Below are 25,742 nucleotides of genomic sequence, written 5' to 3' on the forward strand. Positions count from 1 at the left end.
ATCATCGTCGGTCGGTGCGGGGTGAGACAGGCCCTCCCCTAGCCCCTCCCGCAGGCGGGAGGGGGACTATGCCGCCATCGTGAAGGGTTCGAGGCCGGCGAGGCGCGTGCGCACCGGCACCTGCGGCAATGCGCGCGGCGCGAGTCCGGTCACCGCCTTCGCCATCGCCGCGATATGCGCCGGGGTCGAACCGCAGCAGCCGCCGAGAATATTGACCTGGCCGTGCTCGGCCCATTCGCCGACAAGGCCCGCGGTGGTATCGGGCATCTCGTCATATTCGCCGAGTTCGTTGGGCAGGCCGGCGTTGGGATAGACCATCACCAGCGCGTCGGCGATTTCCGATAGCACTTTCACATGCGGCCGCAGCTGCGCCGCGCCGAACGAGCAGTTGAGCCCGATCGTCAGCGGCTTGGCGTGGCGCACCGCGTACCAGAAGGCCTCGACCGTATGCCCCGACAGGTTGCGCCCCGACAGGTCGGTGAGCGTCATCGAGATCATCAGCGGCAGCTCGCGCCCGACCTTCGCTTCGGCCTCGATCACCGCGGCGATGCCCGCCTTGGCATTGAGCGTATCGAAGATCGTTTCGATCAGGATGAAGTCGGCGCCGCCCTCGGCCAGCGCGATCGTTTGCTCAAGATAGACGGTCTTGAGATGGTCGAAGTCGATCTCGCGAAACCCGGGATCGTTGACGTCAGGCGACAGGGACAAGGTCTTGTTGGTCGGCCCGATCGCTCCGGCGACAAAGCGCGGGCGCCCGTCCCTCGCGGCATATTCGTCGGCGAGCCGCCGCGCGATCTTTGCACTCTCGACATTGATATCGCGGACCAGATGCTCGGCGCCGTAATCCGCCTGGCTGATCATATTGGCCGAGAAGGTGTTGGTCGAGACGATGTCCGATCCGGCGTCCAGATAGGCGCGGGTGATCGTCTCCGGCACCTCGGGTTTGGTGATCGCGAGGATGTCGTTGTTGCCCTTCTGGTCGTGGCTCAGCCCGAGCGACCCGGCATAATCCGCCTCGGCCAGCTTCCAGTTCTGAATCTCGGTCCCGAACGCGCCGTCGGTGAGCAGGATGCGTTCCTTGGCCGCCGAAATGAGAGCTTCTCTCGCGCTGGTCATGCGGCTTTCTCCGTCGCGGGCGCCGCCGGACGAACCCCCAGCATATGGCAGATCGCATAGCTGAGTTCGGCGCGGTTGAGCGTGTAGAAATGGAAATCGCGAACCCCGCCCGCATAAAGCCGGCGGCACAATTCGGCGGCGGTCGTCGCGGCGACGAGCTGGCGCGCCGCCGGGAGGTCGTCGAGTCCCTCGAACAACGAAGCCAGCCAGCGCGGCACGTCGGTGCCGCACATCGCCGACATGCGCTGGATCGCGGCGAAATTGCTGACCGGCATGATGCCGGGCAGGATCGGCGCGGTGATCCCCGCCGCCGCCGCGGCATCGCGGAAGCGGAAGAAAGTGTCGGGTTCGAAGAAGAATTGCGTCATCGCGCGGGTCGCCCCGGCGTCGAGCTTGCGCTTGAGATTGTCGAGATCGGCCTGCGGACTCAGCGCCTCGGGGTGCATCTCGGGATTGGCGGCGACCGAGATTTCGAACGGCGCAATCTCGAGCAGGCCCGACACCAGATCGGCGGCGCAGCCATAACCATCGGGGTGGGCGCGGAAGCTCTCGCCCTTCACCGGCGGGTCGCCGCGCAGCGCGACGATGTGGCGGATGCCGGCATCCCAATAGGCCTGCGCGACCTCGGCGATCTCGTCGCGGCTGGCATCGACGCAGGTCAGGTGCGCGGCGGCGGGGATGCCCGTTTCCTGAACGATGCGCGCGACGGTCGCGTGGGTGCGCTCGCGCGTCGACCCGCCCGCGCCATAGGTCACCGATACGAAGCGCGGACCGAGCGGTTCGAGCGTGCGGATCGAGTCCCACAAAGTCTCGCCCATCTTATCGGTCTTGGGCGGGAAAAATTCGAAGCTGATGCCGATGTCGCCGGCAAGTCCGGCAAACAGGGGCGACGCGGCGGCGCGATGCGCCTCCGCCAGCGAGTTGAGATTGGTCGTCATGCCGCAAGCCTTTTGCGCTGCCCGTCCTCGCGAACGGGGGATTGATCTTCGTCCGAGCGGCGGCGGCCGAGCCAGAGCTTGACCGCCAGATCGCCGCCTTCGAGCGTTTGCGAATTTTCGAGCACCATGCCCGCCGAGGCGAACCAGCCGCGCATCTGCGCGTCCGAAAAGCCGAGGCGCGCGTGCGCGGCGACGTTGCGCATTTCCTCATCCTCGTGCGGCGCGAAATCGACGATCAACAGATGCCCGCCGCCCCGCAGCACCCGGCTGGCCTCGGCGATCACGCGGTCGGGTTCGTGCGCGAAGTGCAGCGCCTGATGGATCACGATGCTGTCGATCGTCGCGTCGTCGAGCGGCAGGTTCAGGAAATCGCCCTGCACCAGGTCGATCGGCACCGGCTGGTCGGCGAGCTTGGCGCGTGCGATGCGCAGCATTTCGGGGCTGCGGTCGAGCGCGGTGATACGGCGCACGCTCGGCGCAAAAATCTCCGCCATCCGACCCGTCCCGGTGCCGATATCGAGCAGATGGCCGAGCCGGCGGCCCGCCACCAGCGCGAGCATCGCCGCCTCGACTTCGCTTTCGGGAATATGGCGCGAACGGATCGCGTCCCATTCGGCGGCATGATCGGCGAAATAGCGTTCGGCAACCGCGGCGCGTTCGGTGCGCACCGCAGCAAGCCGCTGCGCGTCATAGCCGATGATCAGCGCCTCGCGCGGCGAGAAGGGCCAGAGTTCGGCGCGCGCCAGGATTTCGCCGACCGGACCACCCTCGGCGATACGCAGGAACACCCAGCTCCCCTCGCGGCGGCGCTCGATGATCCCGGCGTCGGCAAGGATACGGACGTGGCGCGATACGCGTGGCTGGCTTTGTTCGAGGACGACCGCAAGCTCGCCGATCGCCAGTTCCATCTCGCGCAGCAAGGCGACGACTCGCAGGCGGGTCGGGTCGGCCAAGGCACGGAAAATGTCGATAAGCTCGGTCACATACGCACATATAAAGATTTCTTTATATCCAGTCAACCGAGCGCGGCGCCGCATTTCCGGCGCCTTTCCCAAAGATGAACGACCGCCTCGTCTCATTTGCGCCAGACCACGCAAAAAGCCCGTTGCACCGGATTCTGCGAAATTGTAGCGGTAAGGGCGGTTGGCAACTCGCCGGGTTCGGAATGGACCGTCTCCGGAATGCTACCGATCAGTTCAATCGAGAGGGGTATTCCCATATGAAAAAGTCGATCACTCTGTCGCTCGTCCTCGCCGCCTCGCTGGGCCTCGCCGCTTGCGGCGAAAAGAAGGCTGACGAAGCCGCAACCCCCGAAGCGACGACCGAAGCCACCACCGAAGGTGCTGCCGACGGTGCGATGGACGCCGCTGCCGGTGCCGCCGACGCGACCGCCGCTGCCGCTGGCGAAGCTGCCGACGCCGCGACCGGCGCCGCCGACAAGGCTGGTGAAGCTGCCGACAAGGCCGGTGAAGCTGCCAAGGCCGCTACCGAAGCGACCGACGCTGCCAAGGCTGCTGTCGACGCTGCCAAGAAGTAAGCGTTCCGCCAGTCTTTCGACTGAAGGAATAAGGGGTCGCCGGCGCAAGCCGGCGGCCCTTTTCCGTTTTGGAACAAGGACCAGCGCCCCGCACCGCTGCTCTACGGTTGCCAAGCGCGCGACGGGGGGTTAGTCCTTGCCGTCAGGGACCGGATGCCGGTCACCTTGGCATTCGAAAGGAATTACCATGCGTAAACTCATCATCGCGTCGATCGCCGCTGCGGCTTTCAGCCTGACCGCCTGCTCGGAAAAGGCGAAGGAAGAAACCTCGGAAGCCGGTGCCGCCGTGGCCGATGACGCCGCCGCTGCCGGCGATGCCGTTGCCGCCGGTGCAGCCGATGCCGCCGACGCGACCGCCGCTGCCGCCGACAAGGCCGGCAACGCCGTCGAAGGCACCGTGAACGCCGCCGGCGACGCCGCTGCCGCCGCTGGCGACAAGATCAAGGACGAAACCGCCAAGGCAGAAGCCAACGACAAGAAGTAAGTCGTTGGCGCGCTGACGCGTGCATCAAAAAGAGGGCTCCATTCCAAAGCGGATGGAGCCCTTTTTTGCGGGAGAGAGACGATGCCGAACCGCAGGACCGCCACGCTGGCCCCCGTTGCCGCGGCGCTGATGCTGATGACCGGGTGCGGCGGCACCGACAATGAACCCGGCCCGGGCGGCGTGACCGTCGGCGAAGCCAAGGCGCTCGACGATGCCGCCGAGATGCTCGAAAGCCGCGATGGCACGGCGCCCCCCGACGCGACCGCCGCCGATCAGGATCAGGCGAAGAAATAACCGCCTTCCGTCCGCGCCACCGCGGCGCTAGAATGGAGGCGTCCCGCGACTGGCGCTGAAGATGGAGTCCCATCGGGAAGCGGGACGGACCGGTTGGTCCTGCGAGCCGCGCGCCTGGGTGATCCATCGCCAGCGCAAGGACACGCCCATGACCGATATCCGGCCGACCACCATCGTCTTCCTGCTGTTCCCCGGCATCACCCAACTCGATTTCACCGCGCCCGCTCAGGCCTTGAGCCGCATGCCCGGGGCCACACTCGTCGGTGCGGCGGCGAACCTCGATCCGATCGTCACCGACAGTGGCTTTTCAATCCTGCCGACGCATGATTTCGCCTCGGCGCCGCAAGCCGACATTCTCTGCGTTCCCGGCGGCCACGGCGTGGTCGACGCTTTGGGCGATCAGGCAACGATCGCTTTCATCGCGCGGCAGGCGGCGGGCGCGGCATGGGTGACGAGCGTGTGCACCGGCGCCTTCCTGCTCGGCCGCGCCGGGCTGCTCGCGGGCAAGCGCGCGACGACGCATTGGGGCTACACCCATCTTTTGCCGCGCGTCGGCGCCGAACCGGTGAAGGCACGCGTCGTCGAACATGGCAATATCGTCACCTGCGGCGGCGTGACCTCGGGCCTCGATTTCGCGCTCACCCTGATCGCGCGGCTGAAGGGCGAGGCGGTCGCACAGGCGATCCAGCTCGCGATCGAATATGACCCCGCACCGCCCTTCGCCGGCGGCCATCCCGACCGGACGCCCGCCGCGATTACCGCCGACCTGAAGACGCGGGTCTATGATGCCGCAGCGGCAAAGATGGAGGAAGCGCTGACGCCGCCCTAGCGGCAGTCGGTCAGCGCAATCTCGAACAGCTTCGACCAATATTTGCCCGTGACGAACAAGCGCTTCTTGTTCGCGTCCCACGCGATGCCGTTGAGCACCGCGTCGGGATCGCCAGCGCCTGCGGTCGCGCTCAATCCCGTCAGGTCGACATATGATTTGACGGTTCCCGTTGCGGGGTCGATGCGCACGATCGCGTCGGTCATCCAGACATTGGCCCAGATTTCGCCCTTGATCGTTTCGAGTTCGTTGAGCATCGCCAGCGGCCGGCCGGCGAAGCGCACCGTAACCTTGCCCTTTTCGGTCATTGTCGCGGGATCGAAAAAGCGCAGGTCGGGCGTGCCATCGCTGAGAACGAGATCGTCGCCGACCATCGTGACCCCCCAGCCCTCGCCCTTGTAGCGGAAATCGCCGATCGGTTTCAGGTCCTGAAGCCGCCAGCGATGGCCAACGCCGCCCTGCCAGGTGACGCCGATGATCTGGTCGCGCCAGCGCGTGATGCCCTCACCGAACTCGTCGACGGGCAGCTTCGTTTCGGCGAGCGCCTTGCCCGTCGCAAGGTCGAGCCGCGCGAGGCGCGAGCGGCCATATTGGCCGGTACTTTCGTAAAGATAGCCATCGTGCCAGAAGAGCCCCTGGGTGAAGCTGTCCTTGTCGTGCGGATAGGTCTCGACGATGCGATAGCCGCAGCGCGGCACCGTCGGCAGTGCGGGCTCGGCCACGGCGGGCGCGGGGGCCGGCGCGGGCGGGGCGGCGACGGCGGGCAGCGCGAGCGCCGCCGCAGCGATCAGGAGCACGCGCGACGCGATCATGACACCGGCTCCGCCGGCGTCTTGGCCGCGAGCCGCAGTTCCTCGAGCCGCGCATAGGTCGCGAGCAGCGGCGCTGCGGCGGCGCGCAGCGCGGGCGAAGCTTCGCGCTGCTTGGCCTCGGAATCGCCGGTGAAGGCCTCACCTGGCGCCTTCGAATAGCGCCCGCCCGCCGCGACGATCTTGTCGAGCGAGGCCGCATCGGGGGCGACCCTGAAATGCGGCAGGAGCGCGTCGGTCAAGGCGGCGGGAAGCTGGTCATAGTTGAGCAGCAGGCAATCGCCGTCGACCGCATCCGCCGCGGCCGAGCAGATGCGTCCGAGGATCCACGCGGGATAATCCTCCGCCGCCGCGCCTTCCGCCGGATCGACACCATAGGCCTCGAGCGGCAGCACGCCGGGCCGGCAATGCATCCCCGGTCGGCGCTGCTGCGATACCAGCACCTCGACGGGATCGCGGTAGAGAAAGGTCCAGGGCGTGTCGGGCCATATACCGCGCAGTAGCGGCAGCACGAGAGCGTGCCAGGCGTCGAGCTTGATGAAGCGATGCCGGGCGTCGCCGCCGCGATCGCGGGTCAGCGCGCCGGCCATCGCGCGGATCGCGGCGGGCGACACCTGCCCCAGTCCGACAAGCTGGATCACCGTGTCGAGGACCGGCGGTTCGGCGACGACGATATGGTCGGGCGCCGCGCCGAGCATCTGGCCGACGAGCGTCGAACCGCAGCGCGACATATGGAAGACGAGCCCGTCAGGCGGCGGCGCCTCGACGAAAGGCTCGATCGCCGACAGCGGCGTCGCGGCACGCATCAGCCGGTTGAACGGCCGCAGCCGGACCTTGCGCCATGTTTCCTCGAAAAAGGGATCGGTCAGCGGCAGGTCGGCGAAATGCAGCCATTCGATGACGATCGCGCCCTGATAGGGTTTGAGTTCAACCGGCAACCAATGGCGCGGCGGCGCTTCGGCGAGCCGGAGCGCGGGCAGTTCCTGCTCCATCTGCGGCGTCGCGGCGCGGGCAAGGCCGGCGGCAAAGGCATCGCGGGTGATCGGCAGGCCGAGCTCGGCGGCATAAGCCGTGATCGCGTCGAGAAAGGTCGCCGTATCGGCAAGCGGAGCAAGCCGGAGCTGCGCCGCCTCATCGGCCAGCAGCGCGGCGCGGAGGCGGTCGATGGGCGTGGCGGGAGTCATGCCGTCTCCATGCCCTTCCCTCGCTTGTCCCGCAAGCGCGAGGGACAAAAGGCAAGGGCCGGAGAGTTTCCTCCCCGGCCCTTCCTGTCAGCTTGCGCCGAGCGATGGGTGCAACAAGGACTTTAGAAGTCCATGCCGCCCATGCCGCCCATGCCGCCGCCGCCCATGGGCATGGCGGGCTTGTCGTCGGGCGTTTCGGCGATACCGGCTTCGGTGGTGATCAGCAGACCGGCAACCGAGGCAGCGTCCTGAAGCGCGATGCGGACGACCTTGGTCGGGTCGATGACACCGGCCTTGACCAGGTCTTCATAGACGTCGGTCGAGGCGTTGAAGCCGAAGCTCGTGTCCTTCTGGTCGAACAGCTTGCCCGCGACGACACCGCCGTCGAAGCCCGCGTTTTCGGCGATCTGGCGAACCGGAGCCTGCAACGCGCGACGGATGATGTCGATGCCGCGGGTCTGGTCTTCGTTGATGCCCGACAGGCCTTCGAGGGCCTTGGTCGCGTACAGCAGCGCCGTACCGCCGCCGGGGACGATGCCTTCTTCGACCGCAGCGCGGGTCGCATGCAGCGCGTCGTCGACGCGATCCTTGCGTTCCTTCACTTCGACTTCCGAAGCGCCGCCGACCTTGATCACCGCAACACCGCCGGCGAGCTTCGCCAGACGTTCCTGCAGCTTTTCCTTGTCGTAGTCGCTGGTCGTCGTTTCGATCTGGGCGCGAATCTGTTCGACGCGGCCCTTGATCGTCGCGGCTTCACCGGCACCGTCGACGATGGTGGTGTTGTCCTTGTCGATGGTGACGCGCTTGGCCTGGCCGAGCATGGCGAGCGTGACGGTTTCGAGCTTGATGCCCAGGTCTTCGCTGATCATTTCACCGGCGGTGAGGATCGCGATGTCCTGCAGCATCGCCTTGCGACGATCGCCGAAGCCCGGTGCCTTGACGGCCGCGACCTTCAGGCCGCCGCGCAGGCGGTTGACCACCAGCGTCGCGAGCGCTTCGCCTTCGATGTCTTCGGCGATGATCAGCAGCGGGCGACCCGACTGAACCACGGCTTCGAGGATCGGCAGCATCGCCTGCAGGTTCGAAAGCTTCTTTTCGAAGATCAGGATGTACGGATCGGCCAGCTCGACGAGCATCTTTTCCGGGTTGGTGATGAAGTAGGGCGACAGGTAACCGCGGTCGAACTGCATGCCTTCGACGACGTCGAGTTCGAAATCGAGGCCCTTGGCTTCCTCAACGGTGATCACGCCTTCCTTGCCGACCTTTTCCATCGCTTCGGCGATCTTCTCGCCGACTTCGGTGTCGCCATTGGCCGAGATGATGCCGACCTGGGCGATTTCAGCGGTGCCCGAAACGGGCTTCGACTGTGCCTTGATCGTTTCGACAACCTTGGTGACCGCGAGGTCGATGCCGCGCTTCAGGTCCATCGGGTTCATGCCGGCGGCAACCGACTTCATGCCTTCGCGCACGATCGCCTGGGCGAGAACGGTCGCGGTGGTGGTGCCGTCGCCGGCCTTGTCGTTCGCCTTCGATGCGACTTCGCGCAGCATCTGGGCGCCCATGTTTTCGAACTTGTCCTTGAGTTCGATTTCCTTGGCGACGGTGACGCCGTCCTTGGTGATGCGGGGCGCGCCGAAGCTCTTGTCGATCACGACGTTGCGGCCCTTGGGACCGAGGGTGACCTTCACCGCGTCGGCGAGGGTGTCGACACCGCGCAGGATGCGTTCGCGCGCGTCGCGCGAGAATTTGACGTCTTTAGCAGCCATGGGCTTGTTCCTTTGAAATGCACGGAAAACCGCGCAACTTTACACTGAAATCGCGTCCGCGAGGGACGCGGGGACGGATCAGGCGATGACGCCGAGGATGTCCGATTCCTTCATGATCAGCAGCTCTTCGCCGTCGACCTTGACTTCGGTGCCCGACCATTTGCCGAACAGGATGCGGTCGCCGGCCTTGACGTCGAGCGGGGTCACCTTGCCATCATCGGCGCGGGTACCGGTGCCGACCGAGACGACTTCGCCTTCCTGCGGCTTTTCCTTGGCGGTGTCGGGGATGATGATGCCGCCGGCCGTCTTTTCTTCGGCTTCGATACGGCGGACAAGCACGCGGTCGTGCAGCGGACGAAATTGAGCCATGGGACTCCCTCCAAATGATACGAACTATAGTCCTTTAGCACTCGCCACGGGGGAGTGCTAACAGGCGGGCATATGGGTGGGAGTCAGATAGGCGTCAAGGCGACTCCCACAAGATTCTTGTGAAGTTTTTGCGTCAGGCCGGTAACAGGCCGAGCCGGGCGCGCATCCGCCACCGCAGCAGCAGCAGCCCGGCAACGAGCACCAGTCCGACCGCGAGGCCGATCCACACCCCGACCCCGGCCCATGGCGTCCAGAAGCCAAGATAGATCGCGGTGCCATAACCGCCGATCCAGTAACCGCAGATCGCGATGATCATCGGGGTGCGCGTGTCCTGCAGCCCGCGCAGCGCCCCCGCCGCGACCGCCTGCGCACCATCGAACAGCTGGAAGGCGGCGGCGACGACCAGGAACTGCATCGCGAAGCCGACGAGCGCGGCGTTCTTCGCGGCGTCGACGTCGACATAGATCGAGAGGACGAGCGACGGGAACAGCCACATCGTCAGCGCGGTGACCCCCATGAAGCCGATGCCGAGTATCATCGCAGCGGTCCCGGCATAGGAAATGCCGCGATGGTCGCCCGCGCCATAAGCCAGGCCGACACGGATCGTCGCCGCCTGCGCGACGCCGAAGGGGATCTGGAAAGCCAGCGCCGCGACCTGCAGCGCGATCGTGTGGCCCGCGAGCTGCGCCTCGCCGATGCGGCCCATCAGGAAAGCGGCGCCGGTGAACAGCCCCGCCTCCGCCAAAATGGTCAGCGCTATCGGCGCGCCGATGCGCAACATTTCGAAAAAGCGCGTCCATTCGCTGCGCCACCAGTTGCCGAACAGGTGATAGCGCCGCAACCGCCGGTCGGACTGGATGATGAAGACATAAGCGAGCAGCATCAGCGTGCTGGTGATCACGCTGGAGATCGCCGAGCCATGAAGGCCGAGCGCGGGCATGCCGAGATTGCCGAACACCAGCATCCAGTTGCCGAGCGCGTTGACCCCGAGCGCACCAAAGGTGATCGCGGTCGCGATCGTCGGCCGGCCGAGCGCCGACACGAAGATCCGAAGCACGCTCGCCGCGATCATCGGGAACATGCCCCACATCAAGATGAGCAGGAACCCGGCGGCGCGCGTCGACATGTCGGCGCCCTGCCCTGTCGCGATCATGATCGGCCCGCCCGCCGCACATATCCCCATGAAGACCGTGGCAACGAGCGCGCTGAGCCACAGCGCCATGCGCACCGTGCGCCGCACCTCGCGCACCGCATGTTTGCGGCGACCGAGTTCGGCGGCGATCAGCGGCGCGGACGCCCCGACCAGCCCCGAGCCGGTCCACAACAGCAACCCGAAGATCGAAACGCCGAGCGACGAGGCGGCGAGCGCCGCGTCGCCGAGCCGCGCCACGAAGATCACGTCGATCGCATGGACGAGCATCTGCAACAGGTTCGCCGCCGCCAGCGGCCAGGCGAGCGCCAGCGTCGCCCGAAATTCGGTGCGAAGACCCGACGGAACATCCGCGGTCAGGGGGGTGGCGGTCTGCAACACAGCCGGCCCGAATAGGCGCGGCCGCAGGGGGTTTCAATCGAGCGTTGGTGCCGGGCCCAAGATTGTCGGCGATGGTGGCATATTGGCCACATTCAGCGATCAGCGCAGGCCGGGGTGATAGGGCTCCATCAGATAGATTTCGACACGCCGGTTCGCCGCATCGCCTGGGTCGCGGCCTGGCAGCGGTGTCTCCGCGCCTTTGCCGGTCCAGGTCAATGTTCCTTCCGGAATCCCCTTCAGCGCGAGTTGTTCCGCCATTTTAATGGCCATGTTCGATGCGTCGCGGCTGTTACCGCCCTTTTCCACATGACCCTCGACAACGACCAGACCCGGACAATTCCGCCATGCGAGCCAGACGCTGTCGGCCGTCTGCTTCCATTGCGGTTGCAGATCGGTACGCCCGGGCAAGGCGGCGATGCGAAAGGGATTGGTTCCGGGGCACCGCGCGGGTTTGTCCTTTCCCGCCACCCCGGTCGCGGCCGGGGCGGCGGCGGGATTGTTCGGCACAGGCACGCCTTGCGACGGACGTTCGGACAGCGGGCCGTCGATTGCCGCATTCTGTGCCTTGTCGCTGGTCGTGAAACGATCGAAAAGCGCGATCGTACCGAACAACAGCAGCACGGCGATTGCGACGGTCCAGCCGTGACGACCTATCCATGATAGCGGGGATACGGCGGCGGATTCGGCTGGTGCCGGTGTCGGGATGGAGGTCGCCGGCGGCGCGATATCGGCTGCGGGCGCCGTGGCTTGCGCCAGGGATAAGGCGGGCTCGGGCCGGATCAGCAGCGCCAGCCGCTGCCTCGCCTTGTCGACCAGCGGATCGCCGGGGTTGTCCGCAATCCATGCGCGCCAGCGATCTGCGTCGGTCTCCTGTTCGCAACCGACATAATCACCGAGCCCCAGCCGTCCAACGAGGCGTCCGATCCGCGATACGATCTGGCGCCAGCCCTCGCTCGCCTGAAAATCGCGATGGTTGAACAGGTCGATCGCCTGCACCGACGCGAATTCGAGCGGCGGCAGGCAATCGTCGAGCCGGATCGCGACCAGCCGGTTCGTCTGCCGCCCGCTACGCGCCTCGGCGCGGATCCAGTCGCTGTCGGCGGCGCGTTCGGACCAGAGCACGAGCACCGCGCTGGCGCCGCGCACCTCGCGCTCGATCTCGCGGTCAAAATCGGTGCCGGGTTCGATATGCGCGTCGAACCACACCGATAGTTTCAGGTCGACGAGCGCGTTGTAGATCGCGACGCAGCGCGCCCGCTCCTCGCGCTTGTAGCTGATGAAGACGTCGGTCATCTCTGGCCTAATGCTTCACGCCGTCATTTGCTCCACAGCATCGCCATTTCGACCGCAAAGGCGATGAAGGTCGCGGTCAGCCCGACAACGAACAGCCGATAGGCATAGGCCAGATAGCGATATTTGCGCCGCGCCAGCACGATGCCGTTCTGATAGGTGTCGCGCAGCATCGTTTCGTAAATATCTTCCTCGGTGCGCAGCCGCGTCTTCACCGCGTCGATAAACTCATCCTCCTCCATCTGCGAAAAGCGCCCGAAGAACAGGATATTGCTGTGGTCCTTGCCGTCCTTGTAGACGATCGGCGGCGCCCTGCCGACGCGCGGCAGGACGGCGGAGATCGCGAGCAGCGCCGACAGGAAGGAAAAGGTCGCGAGGATCGCCAGCGGTATGGCGAGCGCCCCCGCCCCGGCGCGCGCCTGGCCGATCGCGAGGGTGAAGACGACGAAGGTCGCCCCCATCAGGATCGACGCCTTTTGGTCGGCCATCTGGGACAGCGTCAGCGTGATCTGCTGGTTGGTGCGCACCAGATGGACCGCGTTCGGCGGAAAGCTGATCGCGGGCGGCGGCGCTGCCGCCCCGGTCGGGTTCCTGGTCTCGCTGGCCTTGTCGTCCATCGGCTTGCCCCTGCCATGCCTGTGTGGTGCGACCCGCAGCAGCGATGGCACGTCCGTCCGGCGCGGGCAAGATGCTGCCCGAATACCGCCGCATTCGCTTGCCAAGCAGGGGACAGCGCGGCATGCCCGCGCGCAACATTCTTTCTTTAAGGGACGCACCCCTATGAGCACCGCCCTCACCGACCAGATCCACGGCCTGATCGCACCGTTCAACAAAAAGGGCGTCGAGCTGAGCGACGCCACCACCTTTGCCGGCGATCTCGAATGGGACAGCCTGACGGTGATGGATTTCGTCGCCGAGGTCGAGGACACCTTCGACATCATCATCAGCATGAACATGCAGGCCGAGATCGAAACCGTCGGCCAGTTGATCGCCGCCGTCGAAAAGCTGCAGGGCTGATAGCTTTGTGTTCCCCGGCGAACGCCGGGGCCCATGCGATATCGCGCCACTCATCTGGACCCCGGCTTTCGCCGGGGAACACGGAAGACCAAAAATGACCGACCTTTTTTCGAAATTCGATCCGCTGATCCAGCAGCGCGAGGATCTGCTCGCGACAGGCGTCACCGATCCGTATAATCTGGTGATGGAGAAAGTCGTCTCGCCGACCGTCGCGATCTGCAACGGGCGCGAGACGATCCTGCTCGGCACCTATAATTATATGGGCATGACCTTCGACGAGGACGTCATCGCCGCGGGCAAGGATGCGCTCGACAAGTTCGGCAGCGGTACCACCGGCAGCCGCGTCCTCAACGGCACCTATCAGGGCCACAAGGAGTGCGAAGAGGCGCTCAAGGAATTTTACGCCATGGATCATGCCATGGTGTTCTCGACCGGGTACCAGGCGAATCTCGGCATCATTTCGACGATCGCCGGCAAGGGCGACTATGTCATCCTCGACATCGACAGCCATGCGTCGATCTATGACGGCTGCGCGATGGGCAATGCCGAAATCGTCGCGTTCCGCCACAATGACGTCGAAGCGCTTGAAAAGCGCCTGAAGCGCCTGCCGCCCGAGGCAGGTAAGCTGGTCGTGCTCGAGGGCGTCTATTCGATGCTCGGCGACATCGCGCCGCTCAAGGAGATGATCCGCGTCTCGAAGGAGGCCGGCGCGATGGTGCTCGTCGACGAGGCGCATTCGATGGGCTTCATCGGCGAACATGGCCGCGGCGTCGCCGAGGCGCAGGGCGTGCTCGACGACGTCGACTTCGTCATCGGCACGTTCAGCAAGAGCGTCGGCACCGTCGGCGGCTTCTGCGTTTCGAACCACCCGAAGTTCGAAATCCTGCGGCTCGTCTGCCGTCCTTATGTGTTCACCGCCTCGCTGCCGCCGAGCGTCGTCGCGACCGCAGCGACGAGCATCCGCAAGCTGATGCACGGGTCGAACAAACGCGCCCATCTGTGGGAAAATTCGAAGCTGCTGCACAAGGGGCTGCGCGATCTCGGCTTCACGCTCGGCACCGAAGAGCCGCAGTCGGCGATCATCGCGGTCATCATGCCCGACCTCGAACAGGGCGCGATGATGTGGGAAGCGCTGCTCGAAGAGGGGCTCTACGTCAATCTCGCGCGTCCGCCCGCAACCCCGGCGGGCATGACCTTGCTGCGCTGTTCGCTCTGCGCCGAGCATAGCAGCGAACAGGTCGGCGAAATCCTCGGCCGCTTCGAACGTGCGGGCAAACGCGTCGGCATTATCAGCTGAATCGAGTGGGCTGGCCGACCAGCGGACTCATTTTCGGGGCGAGTTGACGGGGCCAACGCCCAGCGACTCGTTCGCGGCTTTTCCACGCGGCGCTTGTCCGGTACAAGCGCCGGGTGTTCGAGCGGGATTATGACAGCGAAAACGATGGCCGGCGGGAGCGTCTCCGCTTCTGGCTGACGATCGGCGTCGGCGCGATCCTCGTCGGGGTCGTCGTCGCGCTCGTCCTGCTCGTGACCCGCGCTAACGACAATTACGACCGCTCGCTCGGCTGGCAGGCCCACAGCCTCGAAGTCATATCGCAAACGCGCAGCCTCGACGCCGCGCTCGCGCGGTCGGAGGCGGCGCTCGGGCGCTTCGCGGTCGGGCTGCAAAAAGAGGATGGCCGCGTCTATCAGCAGCAATGGGGCCTCGCGCGCCAATATCTGGCCATGCTGCGACGCAACGTCCGCGACAGTCCCAAGGCGGCGGAGCTGGTCAGGCAGCTGACGACCGAACTCGACCGCCGCGGCGCGCAACTCGGCGACGCGGCGCTCAGCGCCAATTACCGGCAGACGATCGCGGCGATCTCCAAATATAATGCCGCGGGCCACGACGTCGCACTGGTCCGTATCGACCGCCTGCTGACCCAGTTGATCCAGAACGAACGCACCCTGCTCGCCGAGCGCAACCGCGTCGCGGCCGCCGACCGCGACAGCCTCTACCAGGCGATCCTGCTCTTTTCGCTGCTCGGTGCCGCCGCCGCGATCATCGCCATCGCCGCAACCTTCTCGCTGATCCGCGCCGAAGGCGATCGGCGACTGGCGCGGCGCGAACAGCTTGAGGAGGCCGACCGCGCGACCCAGCTCGAAACCGCGGTCGCCGACCGCACCGCCGAACTGGCACAGGCGAACCGCGCACTGCGCAACGAGATGGCCGAGCGCGCGGTGGCCGAGGACCAGCTGCGGCAGGCGCAGAAGATGGAAGCGGTCGGCCAGCTGACCGGCGGCATCGCGCACGACTTCAACAATATGCTCGCGGTCGTCGTTGGCGGACTCGAACTCGCGCAGCGCTGGCTCGCCGACGCGCCCGACAAGGCACAGCGGCACATCCACAACGCGCTCGACGGCGCCAACCGCGCCGCCGACCTGACCCGCCGCCTGCTCGCCTTCGCGCGATCGGAACCGGCGCGACCCGAAATGATGGTGGTCGACGACAGCATCGCCGCCTTTGCCGAACTGATCGAACGCACGATCGGCGACCGCATCGCGCTGACGCTCGACCTGCAGGCGCCGGGGCTTGCGGCGTGGCTCGACCGCCAGCAGTTCGAAAACGCCCTGCTCAACCTCGCGGTCAATGCGCGCGACGCGATGGAGGGCCATGGGGCGCTGACGATCCGGACGCTCGGCGACGGCGAGGACGAACCCGCAGCGCTCGCGGTGCAGGTGATCGACACCGGCTGCGGCATGTCACCCGACGTGCTCGAACGCGTCTTCGACCCCTTCTACACCACCAAGCCCGCGGGACAGGGTACCGGCCTCGGCATGAGCCAGGTCTTCGCTTTCTGCCGCCAGTCCGACGGCGAGGTGCAGATCCAGTCGACCGAGGGCGAAGGCACCAGCGTCGCGATGCTGCTGCCGGTGATCAAGCGGCCCGAAGCCATGCCGACCGAAATCGTCGCATCGCCGGTGGCCGCGACCGAGACCGCAAGCGAAGCGCTGCATATATTGGTCGTCGAGGACGATCCGCGCGTGCTCACCGCGACGGTCGAGGCGGTCGAGGAACTGGGGCACCGCGCGGTCGCGTGCAACGATCCGCGCGACGCCGCGGCGCTGGTCGAAAAACACGGCTTCGACCTGATCTTGTCCGACGTACTGATGCCCGACCTCACCGGCCCCGAGCTGGTCGCCGAGCTGAAACAGCGCTGGCCCGGCCTCGCGGTGCTGTTCGTGACCGGCTTCGCCGGCGACGCGAGCGAGGTCGCCGCGTTCGGCGACCATGACGTGCTGCGCAAGCCCTTCACCCTGACCCAGCTCGATCAGGCGATCCGGCGGAGCAGCGAACCGCGGCCGACGGAAAAGATCGCGGCATTCGGCTGAGGTTGGGTCGCTGGTCGGGGGTGGGAAGCGGACCTTGGCCGATCCTCCCTGTCGCGGAGCGATGGGGAGGTGGCAGCCCGTAGGGCTGACGGAGGGGCCGACGCCGTCAGGCGTCGGTGCGGCGCCGCGGCCCCTCCACCACCGCTTCGCGGCGGTCCCCCTCCCCACGGCTTCGCCGCAGGGAGGATCTACGCCCGCTAGCGGCCGTTACCGTATCGCCCCGCTCTTCATCAGCCGCGGCACCAGCGTCAGCGCCGCGACCAGCGGCCATCGCCGCTGCCAGGGCTTGATCTCGATCTTGGTTCCCGCGTGGCGGTTGATCTTCCACGCCAGATAATCGATCCCGCCGGCATAGGTCAGGCTCGCCTTGGCGAGGCGGACGATGCTGAGGGCCTTGCCTTCGGCGCGGCGGCGCATCCAGCCGCCGGCGCGTGCATTCGCCGGGATCGCGGCCATCGCCGCGGTGCTGAAGCGCGCATAGCGTTCGGGGGTCGCGTCGACCACCGACTGCGCCCGGCTGGTGCGTTCGGCGCGCAGCTCGGCCGAGTAAGTGAGAGCGAAGGCGCGGCGCCACCAGTCGAGCGGTTGCTCGCCATCGACCGCGCCGGCGGCGGCAAGCAACGTCGGCGCGGCGCGCGCAACCGCGGCGATCGCGCGATCGCGCGCGGTGTCGTCGACCGCCCACACCAGCCGCGACGGCTGGGCAAAGCGCGCCCAAACCGACACGTTGCGCGTCTCGGACCCGTTCAGGCGGTGGAAGTCGGCTTCGCTCAGCACCGCATATTTGGCGATCAGCCCGTCGTGCTGGAACGGAAAGACGTTCGGCGGGATCAGCCGGTTCGCCGCCGCCATCCAGCGCCGGCCATAAGCGTCGCCATAGTCGGACACGATCAGGTAGAAATCGAGCATCAGCCCGTCGAGCTGGGTTTCGCGCAGGCAGCTGCCGTAAAACAGCACCGCGCGCGCCGAGCCGGGATATTGCGCCGCGATCGCCGCGGCCATCACGCGCGCGCGCGGATCGACGGGGGTGGCGAGTTCGGCGCGGACCAGATCGGTCAGGCTGTCGTGCATGACGAGGCTCAGGCGGCGAGCCGCAGGAAGGGAACCGGCTGGGTCGAGGTCAGGACGATCGGGCGCCCCGATTTGGCGATAAAAATCTCACCGTCAAGGATGACGTTCGACCGCTCGCCCTCGATCCGGATTTCGTCGCCCTGCTGGAAATGCACGCCTTCGAGCGGGTTTTGCCCGAGCGTTCCGCGCAAGGTCGCGCCGAGCATGCGGAACAGCGCGCCGGCGCCGCGCTCGACCGCGAGCAGCTTCATCTGGCCGCGCGGGCCGGGACTGTCGTTGGTGCGGATGCTGAGCAGCAGCTTTTCGAGCGTGGTGACGATCAACAGCGAGAATTTGCCGTGCAGTTCGCCCTGGCGGATCAACGACACGATCATCGGCTGCGGCTTGGGCGGCAACCGCCCGCCGCCGATTCCCAGCAGCATCGCGAACAGGCCGAGGACCGCCGCCAGAACGTGCGACAGGCCGTTGGGCAGGCCAAGCGGATAGATGCGGTTGCGGCAATAGAGCATCACATCGGCGAGATAGGCGCCGCCGAGGAACATGCCGAGCACCGGCCGCGCTTCGCCGCCGCTGTCGAGCGAGATCAGCTGGCGCTGGATCACATGATCCTCGATCCGGCCGGTCTCGACCAGTTCGATCACGCGTTCGAGCGCCTTCAGCGGATCGCCCTCGGCGCCCAGATCGAGCGCGATCAAATTGGTCTTGCCGTTGGGCAGCACCGCGACCGGCGGCGGCGAACCGCCGAAATAATCGCCCGAATAGAGTTCGGTCAGCGCCGCCTGGACCGTGCCGTCGCCGCCGTTGACGACGATGATGCGCGGGGACACCATCGCGATGGTGCGGATCGCCTCGCCGATCTGGTCGACGTCCTCGACCTCATAATGGAATATGTCGGGATGCGCCGCGCAGATTTCCCGCACCCGCGGCAACAGGGCACGGTTGCCGGTCGAGCGTGGATTGGAAAGGAGCGCGACGCTGGCCATAGTTCCTTACATATATTTCATGGTGATCGAGATCGTCTTTGGCGCATCGCCCACCGCGAACGCCGTCTTCTTGTAGCTCGGCTTGCCGAGGTTGAAGATGTTGATGCTCGGGTTGTTCGACATGCCGCCGCCATCCGATGACAGGTCGGTCTTGCCGTTGCCATTGACGTCGTGGCGCACCGCGATGCCATAGCTGCCGGCGGCCGGCAGCGGCACGCACACGGTCATCGACGCGGCGCGCACGGGCACCTCGATCCGGTTGATCCAGCGGCCCTTGGCCAGCCAGTCGGCCGATGTGGCGCGATAGGCCTGGACGCGCACCCGGCCCGTTCCGGCCTTGAGGCCGCTGATCTGGACAAGGGTGGACGGACCGCTCCGGCATTTCGACAGGTCGTTCGACAGGACCTGCCCCTCTGCATGTGCCGGTCCCGTGACCGCCAGCAGAATGATGCAGAGTGACGTCGATACAAATTTCGACATGACGCATTAGCTCCCAGTGGCTATAGCCATGCCAGCCAAAGCCGGCACGGGTCCCTGTCGCCCTTGAATCGGCATATCGGAATCATTTGCGGCCAAATCATGGTGATGGGGCGACGAAAGCTTGAATAGATTGCCCGCCATCGACCGCTACATCGCGCGGCTCATCTTCTTCCCCATGCTCGGCACGCTGGTTTTGTCCGCGATGCTGCTCGTGCTGGAAAAGATGCTGCGGCTGTTCGACTTCGTCGCGAACGAAGGCGGCCCGGTCAGCGTCGTCTGGCGCATGCTCGCCAATCTGATCCCCGAATATCTGTCGCTCGGCATCCCGATCGGGCTGATGCTCGGCATTTTGCTGGCTTTTCGCCGCCTCGCGACGTCGAGCGAACTCGATGTGCTGAAGGGCGTCGGCATGAGTTTCGGGCGGCTGATGCGCGTGCCCTATGCCTTTGCGCTGGCGCTGGCGCTGCTCAACCTCGCGATCGTCGGCTTCATCCAGCCGCTCGCCCGCTACGCCTATGAAGGGCTGCAGTTCGAATTGCGTTCGGGAGCGCTCGGCGCGTCGATCAAGGTCGGCGAGTTCAATAAGCTGGGCGAACGCATGACGCTGCGGATCGAGGAAAGCTCGAACGAAGGCCGCAGCTTGCGCGGCATCTTCGTGCGCGGCGAGCAGAAAGACGGGCAAAGCGTGTCGGCGACCGCGGCGCAGGGCCAGTTCCTCGCCACCGACGATCCCGACACCATCATCCTGCGGCTGACCCGGGGCGTGCTGATCCATGAATCGCCCAAATTCGCAGTGCCGCGCGTCCTGACCTTCGACAATCATGACCTGCCGATCCCGCTGCCCAAGATCGACGCCTTCCGTACCCGCGGCGGCGCCGACCGCGAAAAGACGATCCCCGAACTGTTCGTCGCCGGCAAGGACCAGCGTGAACCGTTGAAGACCCGCCTCGAATCGCGCGCGAATTTCCATTTTCGCATCGTCGAGGTGGTGTCGATGTTCCTGATTCCTCTGATCGCGATCGCGCTCGCCATCCCGCCGAAACGATCGACTTCGTCGCTCGGAATCTTCCTGTCGATCGTGCTGCTGGTGACCCAGCACAAGATCAACGAATATGCCGAGGATATGGGCGCGCGCGGCACCGTCGATCCGCTGATCGCGCTATGGGTGCCCTTCCTGCTCTTCGCGGGCCTCGCGATCTGGATGTATTATACCGTCGCGCATGTGCCTGGCGGCCAGCCGATCGGCGCGCTCGAACGCGTCGCCGCCAAGGCCGGCCAGCGCATCCGCGGGCTGATCACGCTGTTCCAGCGCAAGCCGCGCGCGGTTCAGGCGGCCGACTGATGCACCAGCTCTCCTTCTTCCCCTCGCGCACCATGGCGCTTTACGTCGGGCGCCTGTTCCTCGTCCGCACCTTCGCGATCCTGTTCGCGCTCGTGCTGATCCTGCAGACGCTCGACCTGCTCGGCGAAAGCGGCAAGATCCTGGCGGTCGCGGGCAATGGCGATGCCGAGGTCTGGCGCTATGTCGGCATGCGTATTCCGCAGATCATCGAGACCTTCCTGCCCTTTTCGGTGCTGCTCGGCACGATCCTGACCCTCGCGACGCTGAACCAAAACAGCGAGGTCATCGCGATGAAGGGTGCCGGCATGTCGGCGCATCAGGTTCTCGCGCCGCTGTTCCTCGCCGCCTTCCTCGTCGCCGGGATCAGCTTCGCCTTCAACGAACGCATCGTCGCACGCTCGACCGGGGCGCTCGCCGCCTGGCAAAAGGTTCAATATGCAAAGGTGCCGATCGACAATGGCGTGCGCAGCAACATCTGGGTGCGCGCCGGCAACGACCTGATCAACGCGGGCACGGTGCAGACCGGCGGTCCGGTGGTCATATTGAACAAGGTCACCATCTATGAACGCACCGGCGGGGTGCTGTCGTCGATCCTGTCGGCGGACAGCGCGCGCGCGGTCGATGGCGGCTGGGAACTCACCAATGCCAAGCGCTTCGTGCGCCGCTCGGGAACGATCCAGCCGCTCGGCACGATCGTCGCGGCCAAGGGTGTCGCCCCCGACCAGTTCACGCTGGCGCAGGTCAAGGGCGACCAGATGCCCTTCCTCCAGCTCAAGAGCGCGATCGCCGACCTTGAGGCCGCGGGCCGCCCGGTCGATGCGCTGAAGGGCGTGCTGTGGCACAAGATTTCGGGGCCGCTGTCGGCGATCCTGATGCCGCTGCTCGGCGCCGTCGCGGCGTTCGGCCTCGCGCGCTCGGGCAAGCTTTTCGTGCGCGCCATCCTCGGCATGGCATTGGGCTTCGCCTATTTCGTCGCCGACAATTTCGCCCTCGCGATGGGCGACCTCGGCGCCTACACGCCCTTTCTGGCCGCGTGGGGACCGTTCATATTGTTCGCCCTGATCGGCGAGATGATCCTGATACGCACCGAAGAATAGCATGGACGACGATTTCCGCTGCGACGACTGCGGGTCGTCGAAGTTCGAGACGATCGTTCATTACGGCAGCTATATTAGCGCCTGCGCGACTTGCCGGCAGGGGCCGACAACAAGTTTCATGGCCGTCGCACCGGCGCTCACCGGAATCTATCGCGCCACATTGATCGACGACGACTGGCGCCATCTCGAACAAATATATGAAGGCCAAGGCGTCGGCTTCGTCGAAGCGGTTCGTATCGCGGCGCAGTCCGGAAGTCGCGTGCTAATACGCCCGATTGCGGACGGCGACCGCCGCCACGATTAGCCGCAGGGATTCAGACCGCAGCCCCGCCCCGCGCCGACCCCTGCACCAGCCGCGCCACCAACCCCGGCAGGCCGTCGTAATTGGCGCCATGATATTGCGAATCCGCGGGCAGCGCGTCCTTCAGGCGGCGGTGCGCCTCGGCCAGCGCATGATAGGGCACGCCCGGCAGCAGATGGTGCAGCGCGTGATAGCGCAGCCCGACCGGCGCCCAGAGTTCGGGCAGCAGCCCCGGCGGCGGCACATTGACGCTGTCGAGGAACTGCGCGGTGACGGTCAGCTCGCCGCCGTCATTTTCCCACAGATGCGCGACGAGCGTGCGGATCTGGTTGAACACCAGGGTCGTCGAGGCGATCGCGCCGAAGATCAGCAGCGCGCGCAGCGGGATCCAGCCGAGCACCCCCGCGACGATCAGCAAGGTCGACCAGGCCCAGGCGCCGCCCTCCTGCCACGCCCATTGGCGGCGGAACTCGCCCTCGGGCGGGCGGCGACGGAACAGCGGGTTGATGATGAGGCCCGAATAGCGTTCCATCACCAGCTTGCGCAGCGGCGGGATCAGGAAGGACAGCGGAGTCAGCACCGCGAAACGGAACAGCAGGGCGATCGGCGCGAACGCCGCGACGATCACGAACAAGGGCACCGTCCACGGCTTCATCAGCGCGAGCGGCAGATATTCGGGGTCCTCGACCGTGCCATATTTGGTGCGGTTGTGGTGCAGGCTGTGGATGCCTTCATACAGGAAGGACGGGATCAGCATCGGCACGCCGACAAGCGCATTCCATGCGAGGCGAAAGCCCGGCAGCGCATTCTTGCGGATATGCGTGAGTTCGTGAATGAAACTGCCCGCGCGATAGAGCGCGATCACCGCGATCACCGCCGACACGATCGCCCAGCCGATCGACGGCGACAGGATCGCCCCCGCAACGCCGGCATAGCCGAGCAGGGTCGAGACGAGGAAATCGGTCCAATAGATGCGTGCGCCGGGGTTCACCAAATCGCGCGTCAGTTCGGACGCCGCGCGCAGCATCGCCTTGTCGTCGGCAATGGCGGACTTGGGGATCTTTGCCGCACCGGACACGAAGGGAGTCGCGAGCCGATCGGCGGGGGGATTGATCGTCGTCATAAGCGTTCACAAACCAGAATTTCGTGGCAGCAAAATGGCCGAATGCGGGTCGCCAGCGCCACAGCTATGCCCTAATGCCTCGCCACAGATATAGGACACATCGTTCAGGAAACCAGCCATGGCCGCACATCATCAGGGCCCCGTCACCATCCACCCCGTCAAGACCAAGGCCGACACGCGCGAATTCGTCGAGCTCGCCTATCGGCTCAATCGCGGCGATCCGGCGTGGGTGCCGCCGCTGAAGGGCGAGGTTTTCGACCTGCTGACCCCGGGCAAGAACCCCTGGTACGAACATGGCAAGGCGCAATTCTTCACCGCGCGCCGCGACGGCCGGACGGTCGGGCGCATCTCCGCCCATATCGACACGCTCGCGCTCGAACAGCCGGCCGAACAGGGCATGGGTCCGGGCACCGGCAACTGGGGCCTGCTCGAGGCCGAAGATGAAGAGGTGGCGCGCGCGCTGCTCGTCACCGCCGAGGACTGGCTGCGCGGCCAGGGCATGACACGATCGCTCGGCCCGCTGTCGATTTCGATCTGGGACGAACCCGGACTGCTGATCGAGGGCTTCGACGACATCCCCACTATCATGATGGGCCACAACAGCCCGCTCTATCGCGGCTGGATCGAGGGCGCGGGCTACAACCCGGTCAAGCAATTGCTCAACTATGGCGTGCGCGTCGACGACGGCTTCCCGCCGCTGGTCAACCGCATCGTCGCGGCGGGCGAAAAGAACGAACGCATCCGCATCCGCAAGGTGAACAAGAAAAGGTTCGACGCCGAGGCGAAGCTCATCATGGGGCTGCTCAACGACGCCTGGTCGGACAATTGGGGTTTCGTCCCGCTCACCGACAGCGAGATCGCCTTCATTGGCAAAAAGCTCAAAGACATCGTCTTCGAGGATCTGATCCGCGTCGCCGAACTCGACGGCGAACCCGTCGCCTTCATGATCGTGCTGCCCAATATCAACGAGTTGCTGATCGACATGGAGGGTTCGCTATGGCCCTTCAACTGGGCGCGGCTGCTCTGGTGGCTGCGCAAGCCCAAGAGCCGCACGCTGCGCGTGCCGCTGATGGGCGTCGCCACGAAATTGCAGAACAGCCGCATGGCGAGCACGCTCGCCTTCATGATGATCGAATTCATCCGCCGCGACGCGGTGCGCGACTATGGCACGCAGTTCGGCGACATCGGCTGGGTGCTCGACGACAATCAGGGCATGAATGCGGTCGCCGGGGCGATCGAGGCCAAGGTCAACCGCGTGTACCAGATCTACGACAAGCCCCTAGGCTGAGACGAACCGTGCCGCACGCCGCTCGGCCGGTACAGCTTTGCGACATCTTGCCGCGATTATAGACGGTGGCGAGAGGGGCTGGAAAGGTGCCGCATGGCGATCGACTATCTTGCCGCCAACCGCTTCGGGCTCGGCCACCATCCCGATGATGCGGTGTCGACCTCGGCGCGCGCGGCACAGGCGGCGCTGGAGCGGCAACTGGGCGTCTTCGAGCCGTCGCCGCAAGCCATCGCGGCACTCCCCGGCCCCCGCGAGATCGCCGAGACCTACATCCTCTTTCGCGAGCAGGGCGACGCGATGGCGGGCAAGACCGGCGCGGCGACCACCGCCGACGAGCGTGGCAGGGAGCCCGCCGCCCGGCGCGAGGCGCGCGAGGCGATCCGCCTCTTCTACATCGACGCCGCAGCCGCGCGCTTCGCCGCCGCGGTCGCCTCACCGACCCCCTTCGCCGAACGCCTCGTCCATTTCTGGGCCAATCATTTCGCCGTCTCGACCGAAAAGCAGTTCGTGTCAGGCCTGGCGGGCAACTATGAGTTCAGCGCGATCCGCCCGCACATCATGGGCCGCTTTTCGGACCTGCTGATCGCCGCGATCCGCCATCCCGCGATGCAGCTCTACCTGGACCAGGTGCTCAGCGTCGGGCCCGACAGCCCCTTCGCCGTCCGCCAGAGCCGTCCGCGCGGCCGGCCGGGGCTCAACGAAAATCTCGCACGCGAAATCCTCGAACTCCACACGCTCGGCGTCCGCAGCGGCTATACGCAGGCCGACGTCACCGCTTTCGCCCGCGCGCTCACCGGCCTGTCGGTCGCCGGCCTCGGTCGCGGTGCGCTGCGCCAGCTGGTCCCCGACGGCTCGCAGCCGGGCGACAGTATCTATATCGCCGAGCGTCACCAGTCCGGCGAGCAGGTGATCCTCGGCAGGCGCTACCCCGACACCGGCCCGCAACAGGCCGAAGCGGTGCTGCGCGACCTCGCGGCGCATCCCGCAACCGCGCGCCACATCGCGACCAGGCTCGCGCGCCATTTCACCGCCGACGACCCGCCACCGCCTTTGGTCGACCGCCTCGCCGCCGACTTCCTGCGCAGCGGCGGCGATCTCCCGTCGCTCTACCGCACCCTCATCGCTTCGCCCGAACCCTGGCAGGGCGGCCCTGCGATGTTCAAGTCGCCGTGGGACTGGGCGGTGTCGATGGCTCGCGGACTGCCCGTGCCGATGTTCGGCGAGCGCCAGAATGTCCCGGACCTCCTCGGCCAGCTCGGCCAGCAGATATGGCGGCCCGAATCGCCCGCCGGCTTTGGCGATACCGTCGCGACATGGGCCGGATCGGGCGGGCTGATGCAGCGCGTCGACCTCGCCAGCCGCATCACGGCCCGGATCGGCGATCGAGTCGACGCGCGCACGCTCGCGCCGCAAATCCTCGGCGACGCGCTCACCGCCGATCTGGCCGGGGCGATCGCAGGCGCCGACAGCCCGGCACAGGGCCTCGCGATGCTCTTCGCCAGCCCTGCCTTCTTGCGGAGATAG

Annotated in this window: 26 protein-coding genes and 1 riboswitch; of the genes, 12 read left to right on the forward strand and 14 right to left on the reverse strand. The window is 66.2% G+C overall.

Annotation, left to right across the window (positions count from 1 at the left end):
* Window positions 1–66: 66 nt before the first annotated feature.
* From AC3WS4_RS16535 to AC3WS4_RS16545, 3 genes are read right to left on the reverse strand one after another with little or no spacing between them, the layout of a single operon-like run.
* Complete coding sequence (locus tag AC3WS4_RS16535) at window positions 67–1,116, reverse strand: homocysteine S-methyltransferase family protein (RefSeq protein ID WP_492736675.1); 1,050 nt, start codon at window positions 1,114–1,116, stop codon at window positions 67–69.
* On the reverse strand, window positions 1,113–2,054 hold the full coding sequence (gene metF / locus AC3WS4_RS16540) for a methylenetetrahydrofolate reductase [NAD(P)H] (protein WP_492736677.1): 942 nt from the start codon (window positions 2,052–2,054) through the stop codon (window positions 1,113–1,115). Before metF ends, AC3WS4_RS16535 begins: the two co-directional genes overlap by 4 nt.
* Window positions 2,051–3,037 (reverse strand): ArsR/SmtB family transcription factor, encoded by a 987-nt coding sequence (locus AC3WS4_RS16545; RefSeq protein ID WP_056347243.1) that lies wholly within the window; start codon window positions 3,035–3,037, stop codon window positions 2,051–2,053. Before AC3WS4_RS16545 ends, metF begins: the two co-directional genes overlap by 4 nt.
* A 236-nt stretch (window positions 3,038–3,273) precedes the next feature.
* Between AC3WS4_RS16545 and AC3WS4_RS16550 the strand changes: the two genes are divergently transcribed.
* The 4 genes from AC3WS4_RS16550 to AC3WS4_RS16565 all read left to right on the forward strand — a co-directional run bounded on the left by AC3WS4_RS16550 (window position 3,274) and on the right by AC3WS4_RS16565 (window position 5,198).
* Entirely contained in the window at window positions 3,274–3,591 is a 318-nt protein-coding gene (locus AC3WS4_RS16550) for a hypothetical protein (RefSeq protein WP_056346370.1), read from the forward strand.
* A 187-nt stretch (window positions 3,592–3,778) separates the two neighbouring features.
* Window positions 3,779–4,075: a hypothetical protein gene (locus tag AC3WS4_RS16555; RefSeq protein ID WP_056346368.1), complete on the forward strand. Its 297-nt coding sequence runs from the start codon at window positions 3,779–3,781 to the stop codon at window positions 4,073–4,075.
* Between the two features lie 81 nt (window positions 4,076–4,156).
* The gene (locus tag AC3WS4_RS16560; RefSeq protein WP_187140883.1) at window positions 4,157–4,369 is read left to right on the forward strand and encodes a hypothetical protein; all 213 of its coding nucleotides are present in this window, start codon (window positions 4,157–4,159) and stop codon (window positions 4,367–4,369) included.
* Between the two features lie 35 nt (window positions 4,370–4,404).
* A riboswitch (ZMP/ZTP riboswitch) is annotated at window positions 4,405–4,496 on the forward strand.
* Between the two features lie 21 nt (window positions 4,497–4,517).
* On the forward strand, window positions 4,518–5,198 hold the full coding sequence (locus AC3WS4_RS16565) for a DJ-1/PfpI family protein (protein ID WP_492736680.1): 681 nt from the start codon (window positions 4,518–4,520) through the stop codon (window positions 5,196–5,198).
* Here the strand turns inward: AC3WS4_RS16565 and AC3WS4_RS16570 are convergent.
* From AC3WS4_RS16570 to AC3WS4_RS16600, 7 genes are all read right to left on the reverse strand, one after another.
* Window positions 5,195–6,007: a glutaminyl-peptide cyclotransferase gene (locus AC3WS4_RS16570; protein WP_492736682.1), complete on the reverse strand. Its 813-nt coding sequence runs from the start codon at window positions 6,005–6,007 to the stop codon at window positions 5,195–5,197. The two genes, AC3WS4_RS16565 and AC3WS4_RS16570, sit on opposite strands and share 4 nt — an antisense overlap.
* Complete coding sequence (locus tag AC3WS4_RS16575) at window positions 6,004–7,188, reverse strand: hypothetical protein (protein WP_492736684.1); 1,185 nt, start codon at window positions 7,186–7,188, stop codon at window positions 6,004–6,006. The genes AC3WS4_RS16570 and AC3WS4_RS16575 overlap by 4 nt, the downstream gene beginning before the upstream one ends.
* Before the next feature lie 122 nt (window positions 7,189–7,310).
* Window positions 7,311–8,954: a chaperonin GroEL gene (gene groL / locus AC3WS4_RS16580; RefSeq protein WP_056346359.1), complete on the reverse strand. Its 1,644-nt coding sequence runs from the start codon at window positions 8,952–8,954 to the stop codon at window positions 7,311–7,313.
* Window positions 8,955–9,032: 78 nt separating this feature from the next.
* Entirely contained in the window at window positions 9,033–9,323 is a 291-nt protein-coding gene (groES, locus tag AC3WS4_RS16585; protein ID WP_056346358.1) for a co-chaperone GroES, read from the reverse strand.
* 133 nt (window positions 9,324–9,456) lie between these two features.
* The gene (locus tag AC3WS4_RS16590) at window positions 9,457–10,854 is read right to left on the reverse strand and encodes an MATE family efflux transporter (protein WP_492736686.1); all 1,398 of its coding nucleotides are present in this window, start codon (window positions 10,852–10,854) and stop codon (window positions 9,457–9,459) included.
* A 99-nt stretch (window positions 10,855–10,953) separates the two neighbouring features.
* Window positions 10,954–12,147: a TIR domain-containing protein gene (locus AC3WS4_RS16595; RefSeq protein WP_492736688.1), complete on the reverse strand. Its 1,194-nt coding sequence runs from the start codon at window positions 12,145–12,147 to the stop codon at window positions 10,954–10,956.
* A gap of 23 nt (window positions 12,148–12,170) precedes the next feature.
* Entirely contained in the window at window positions 12,171–12,761 is a 591-nt protein-coding gene (locus AC3WS4_RS16600) for a Pycsar system effector family protein (RefSeq protein ID WP_056346354.1), read from the reverse strand.
* 163 nt (window positions 12,762–12,924) lie between these two features.
* Here AC3WS4_RS16600 and AC3WS4_RS16605 point away from each other — a divergent pair, with 163 nt between their 5' ends.
* The 3 genes from AC3WS4_RS16605 to AC3WS4_RS16615 all read left to right on the forward strand — a co-directional run bounded on the left by AC3WS4_RS16605 (window position 12,925) and on the right by AC3WS4_RS16615 (window position 16,533).
* Window positions 12,925–13,161 (forward strand): acyl carrier protein, encoded by a 237-nt coding sequence (locus AC3WS4_RS16605; protein ID WP_492736690.1) that lies wholly within the window; start codon window positions 12,925–12,927, stop codon window positions 13,159–13,161.
* Window positions 13,162–13,255: 94 nt separating this feature from the next.
* Window positions 13,256–14,458 carry a serine palmitoyltransferase gene (gene spt / locus AC3WS4_RS16610; protein ID WP_187140890.1) on the forward strand — a complete coding sequence of 401 codons (1,203 nt, stop codon included), beginning with the start codon at window positions 13,256–13,258 and terminating at the stop codon, window positions 14,456–14,458.
* Window positions 14,459–14,571: 113 nt separating this feature from the next.
* Complete coding sequence (locus AC3WS4_RS16615) at window positions 14,572–16,533, forward strand: response regulator (RefSeq protein ID WP_492736692.1); 1,962 nt, start codon at window positions 14,572–14,574, stop codon at window positions 16,531–16,533.
* 207 nt (window positions 16,534–16,740) lie between these two features.
* On the opposite strand, the gene AC3WS4_RS16620 is transcribed toward AC3WS4_RS16615, so the two are convergent.
* From AC3WS4_RS16620 to AC3WS4_RS16630, 3 genes are read right to left on the reverse strand one after another with little or no spacing between them, the layout of a single operon-like run.
* Window positions 16,741–17,604 carry a hypothetical protein gene (locus AC3WS4_RS16620; protein WP_492736694.1) on the reverse strand — a complete coding sequence of 288 codons (864 nt, stop codon included), beginning with the start codon at window positions 17,602–17,604 and terminating at the stop codon, window positions 16,741–16,743.
* A gap of 8 nt (window positions 17,605–17,612) precedes the next feature.
* Window positions 17,613–18,587: a diacylglycerol/lipid kinase family protein gene (locus tag AC3WS4_RS16625; protein ID WP_056346343.1), complete on the reverse strand. Its 975-nt coding sequence runs from the start codon at window positions 18,585–18,587 to the stop codon at window positions 17,613–17,615.
* Window positions 18,588–18,593: 6 nt separating this feature from the next.
* Window positions 18,594–19,067, reverse strand: coding sequence for a DUF2141 domain-containing protein (locus AC3WS4_RS16630; RefSeq protein ID WP_056346341.1), 474 nt, complete (start codon window positions 19,065–19,067; stop codon window positions 18,594–18,596).
* Between the two features lie 121 nt (window positions 19,068–19,188).
* On the opposite strand from AC3WS4_RS16630, the gene lptF reads away from it, so the two are divergent.
* The 3 genes from lptF to AC3WS4_RS16645 are packed head-to-tail and all read left to right on the forward strand — an operon-like array spanning window position 19,189 to window position 21,810.
* Entirely contained in the window at window positions 19,189–20,409 is a 1,221-nt protein-coding gene (gene lptF / locus AC3WS4_RS16635) for an LPS export ABC transporter permease LptF (protein ID WP_082544936.1), read from the forward strand.
* Complete coding sequence (lptG, locus tag AC3WS4_RS16640) at window positions 20,409–21,506, forward strand: LPS export ABC transporter permease LptG (RefSeq protein ID WP_056346338.1); 1,098 nt, start codon at window positions 20,409–20,411, stop codon at window positions 21,504–21,506. Before lptF ends, lptG begins: the two co-directional genes overlap by 1 nt.
* 1 nt (window position 21,507) lies before the next feature.
* Entirely contained in the window at window positions 21,508–21,810 is a 303-nt protein-coding gene (locus tag AC3WS4_RS16645; protein WP_492736697.1) for a hypothetical protein, read from the forward strand.
* Window positions 21,811–21,820: 10 nt separating this feature from the next.
* On the opposite strand, the gene AC3WS4_RS16650 is transcribed toward AC3WS4_RS16645, so the two are convergent.
* Window positions 21,821–22,930 (reverse strand): fatty acid desaturase family protein, encoded by a 1,110-nt coding sequence (locus tag AC3WS4_RS16650; protein WP_492736699.1) that lies wholly within the window; start codon window positions 22,928–22,930, stop codon window positions 21,821–21,823.
* Window positions 22,931–23,048: 118 nt separating this feature from the next.
* On the opposite strand from AC3WS4_RS16650, the gene AC3WS4_RS16655 reads away from it, so the two are divergent.
* Window positions 23,049–24,218, forward strand: coding sequence for an N-acetyltransferase (locus tag AC3WS4_RS16655; protein ID WP_492736701.1), 1,170 nt, complete (start codon window positions 23,049–23,051; stop codon window positions 24,216–24,218).
* A gap of 93 nt (window positions 24,219–24,311) precedes the next feature.
* A complete protein-coding gene (locus AC3WS4_RS16660; RefSeq protein ID WP_492736703.1) occupies window positions 24,312–25,742 on the forward strand; it encodes a DUF1800 domain-containing protein in 1,431 nt (476 codons plus the stop codon).

Source organism: Sphingopyxis sp. EU05-FHT14B03, from assembly GCF_058790875.1.

Coding starts and splice junctions, on each gene's coding strand:
- AC3WS4_RS16630 (WP_056346341.1), bottom strand. CDS start 19,067: ATGTCGAAATTTGTATCGACGTCACTCTGCATCATTCTGCTGGCGGTC.
- AC3WS4_RS16565 (WP_492736680.1), top strand. CDS start 4,518: ATGACCGATATCCGGCCGACCACCATCGTCTTCCTGCTGTTCCCCGGC.
- AC3WS4_RS16560 (WP_187140883.1), top strand. CDS start 4,157: ATGCCGAACCGCAGGACCGCCACGCTGGCCCCCGTTGCCGCGGCGCTG.
- spt (WP_187140890.1), top strand. CDS start 13,256: ATGACCGACCTTTTTTCGAAATTCGATCCGCTGATCCAGCAGCGCGAG.
- AC3WS4_RS16555 (WP_056346368.1), top strand. CDS start 3,779: ATGCGTAAACTCATCATCGCGTCGATCGCCGCTGCGGCTTTCAGCCTG.
- AC3WS4_RS16535 (WP_492736675.1), bottom strand. CDS start 1,116: ATGACCAGCGCGAGAGAAGCTCTCATTTCGGCGGCCAAGGAACGCATC.
- AC3WS4_RS16595 (WP_492736688.1), bottom strand. CDS start 12,147: ATGACCGACGTCTTCATCAGCTACAAGCGCGAGGAGCGGGCGCGCTGC.
- groES (WP_056346358.1), bottom strand. CDS start 9,323: ATGGCTCAATTTCGTCCGCTGCACGACCGCGTGCTTGTCCGCCGTATC.
- AC3WS4_RS16600 (WP_056346354.1), bottom strand. CDS start 12,761: ATGGACGACAAGGCCAGCGAGACCAGGAACCCGACCGGGGCGGCAGCG.
- groL (WP_056346359.1), bottom strand. CDS start 8,954: ATGGCTGCTAAAGACGTCAAATTCTCGCGCGACGCGCGCGAACGCATC.
- AC3WS4_RS16605 (WP_492736690.1), top strand. CDS start 12,925: ATGAGCACCGCCCTCACCGACCAGATCCACGGCCTGATCGCACCGTTC.
- AC3WS4_RS16575 (WP_492736684.1), bottom strand. CDS start 7,188: ATGACTCCCGCCACGCCCATCGACCGCCTCCGCGCCGCGCTGCTGGCC.
- AC3WS4_RS16655 (WP_492736701.1), top strand. CDS start 23,049: ATGGCCGCACATCATCAGGGCCCCGTCACCATCCACCCCGTCAAGACC.
- AC3WS4_RS16645 (WP_492736697.1), top strand. CDS start 21,508: ATGGACGACGATTTCCGCTGCGACGACTGCGGGTCGTCGAAGTTCGAG.
- AC3WS4_RS16660 (WP_492736703.1), top strand. CDS start 24,312: ATGGCGATCGACTATCTTGCCGCCAACCGCTTCGGGCTCGGCCACCAT.
- AC3WS4_RS16550 (WP_056346370.1), top strand. CDS start 3,274: ATGAAAAAGTCGATCACTCTGTCGCTCGTCCTCGCCGCCTCGCTGGGC.
- AC3WS4_RS16570 (WP_492736682.1), bottom strand. CDS start 6,007: ATGATCGCGTCGCGCGTGCTCCTGATCGCTGCGGCGGCGCTCGCGCTG.
- AC3WS4_RS16650 (WP_492736699.1), bottom strand. CDS start 22,930: ATGACGACGATCAATCCCCCCGCCGATCGGCTCGCGACTCCCTTCGTG.
- AC3WS4_RS16625 (WP_056346343.1), bottom strand. CDS start 18,587: ATGGCCAGCGTCGCGCTCCTTTCCAATCCACGCTCGACCGGCAACCGT.
- metF (WP_492736677.1), bottom strand. CDS start 2,054: ATGACGACCAATCTCAACTCGCTGGCGGAGGCGCATCGCGCCGCCGCG.
- lptG (WP_056346338.1), top strand. CDS start 20,409: ATGCACCAGCTCTCCTTCTTCCCCTCGCGCACCATGGCGCTTTACGTC.
- AC3WS4_RS16620 (WP_492736694.1), bottom strand. CDS start 17,604: ATGCACGACAGCCTGACCGATCTGGTCCGCGCCGAACTCGCCACCCCC.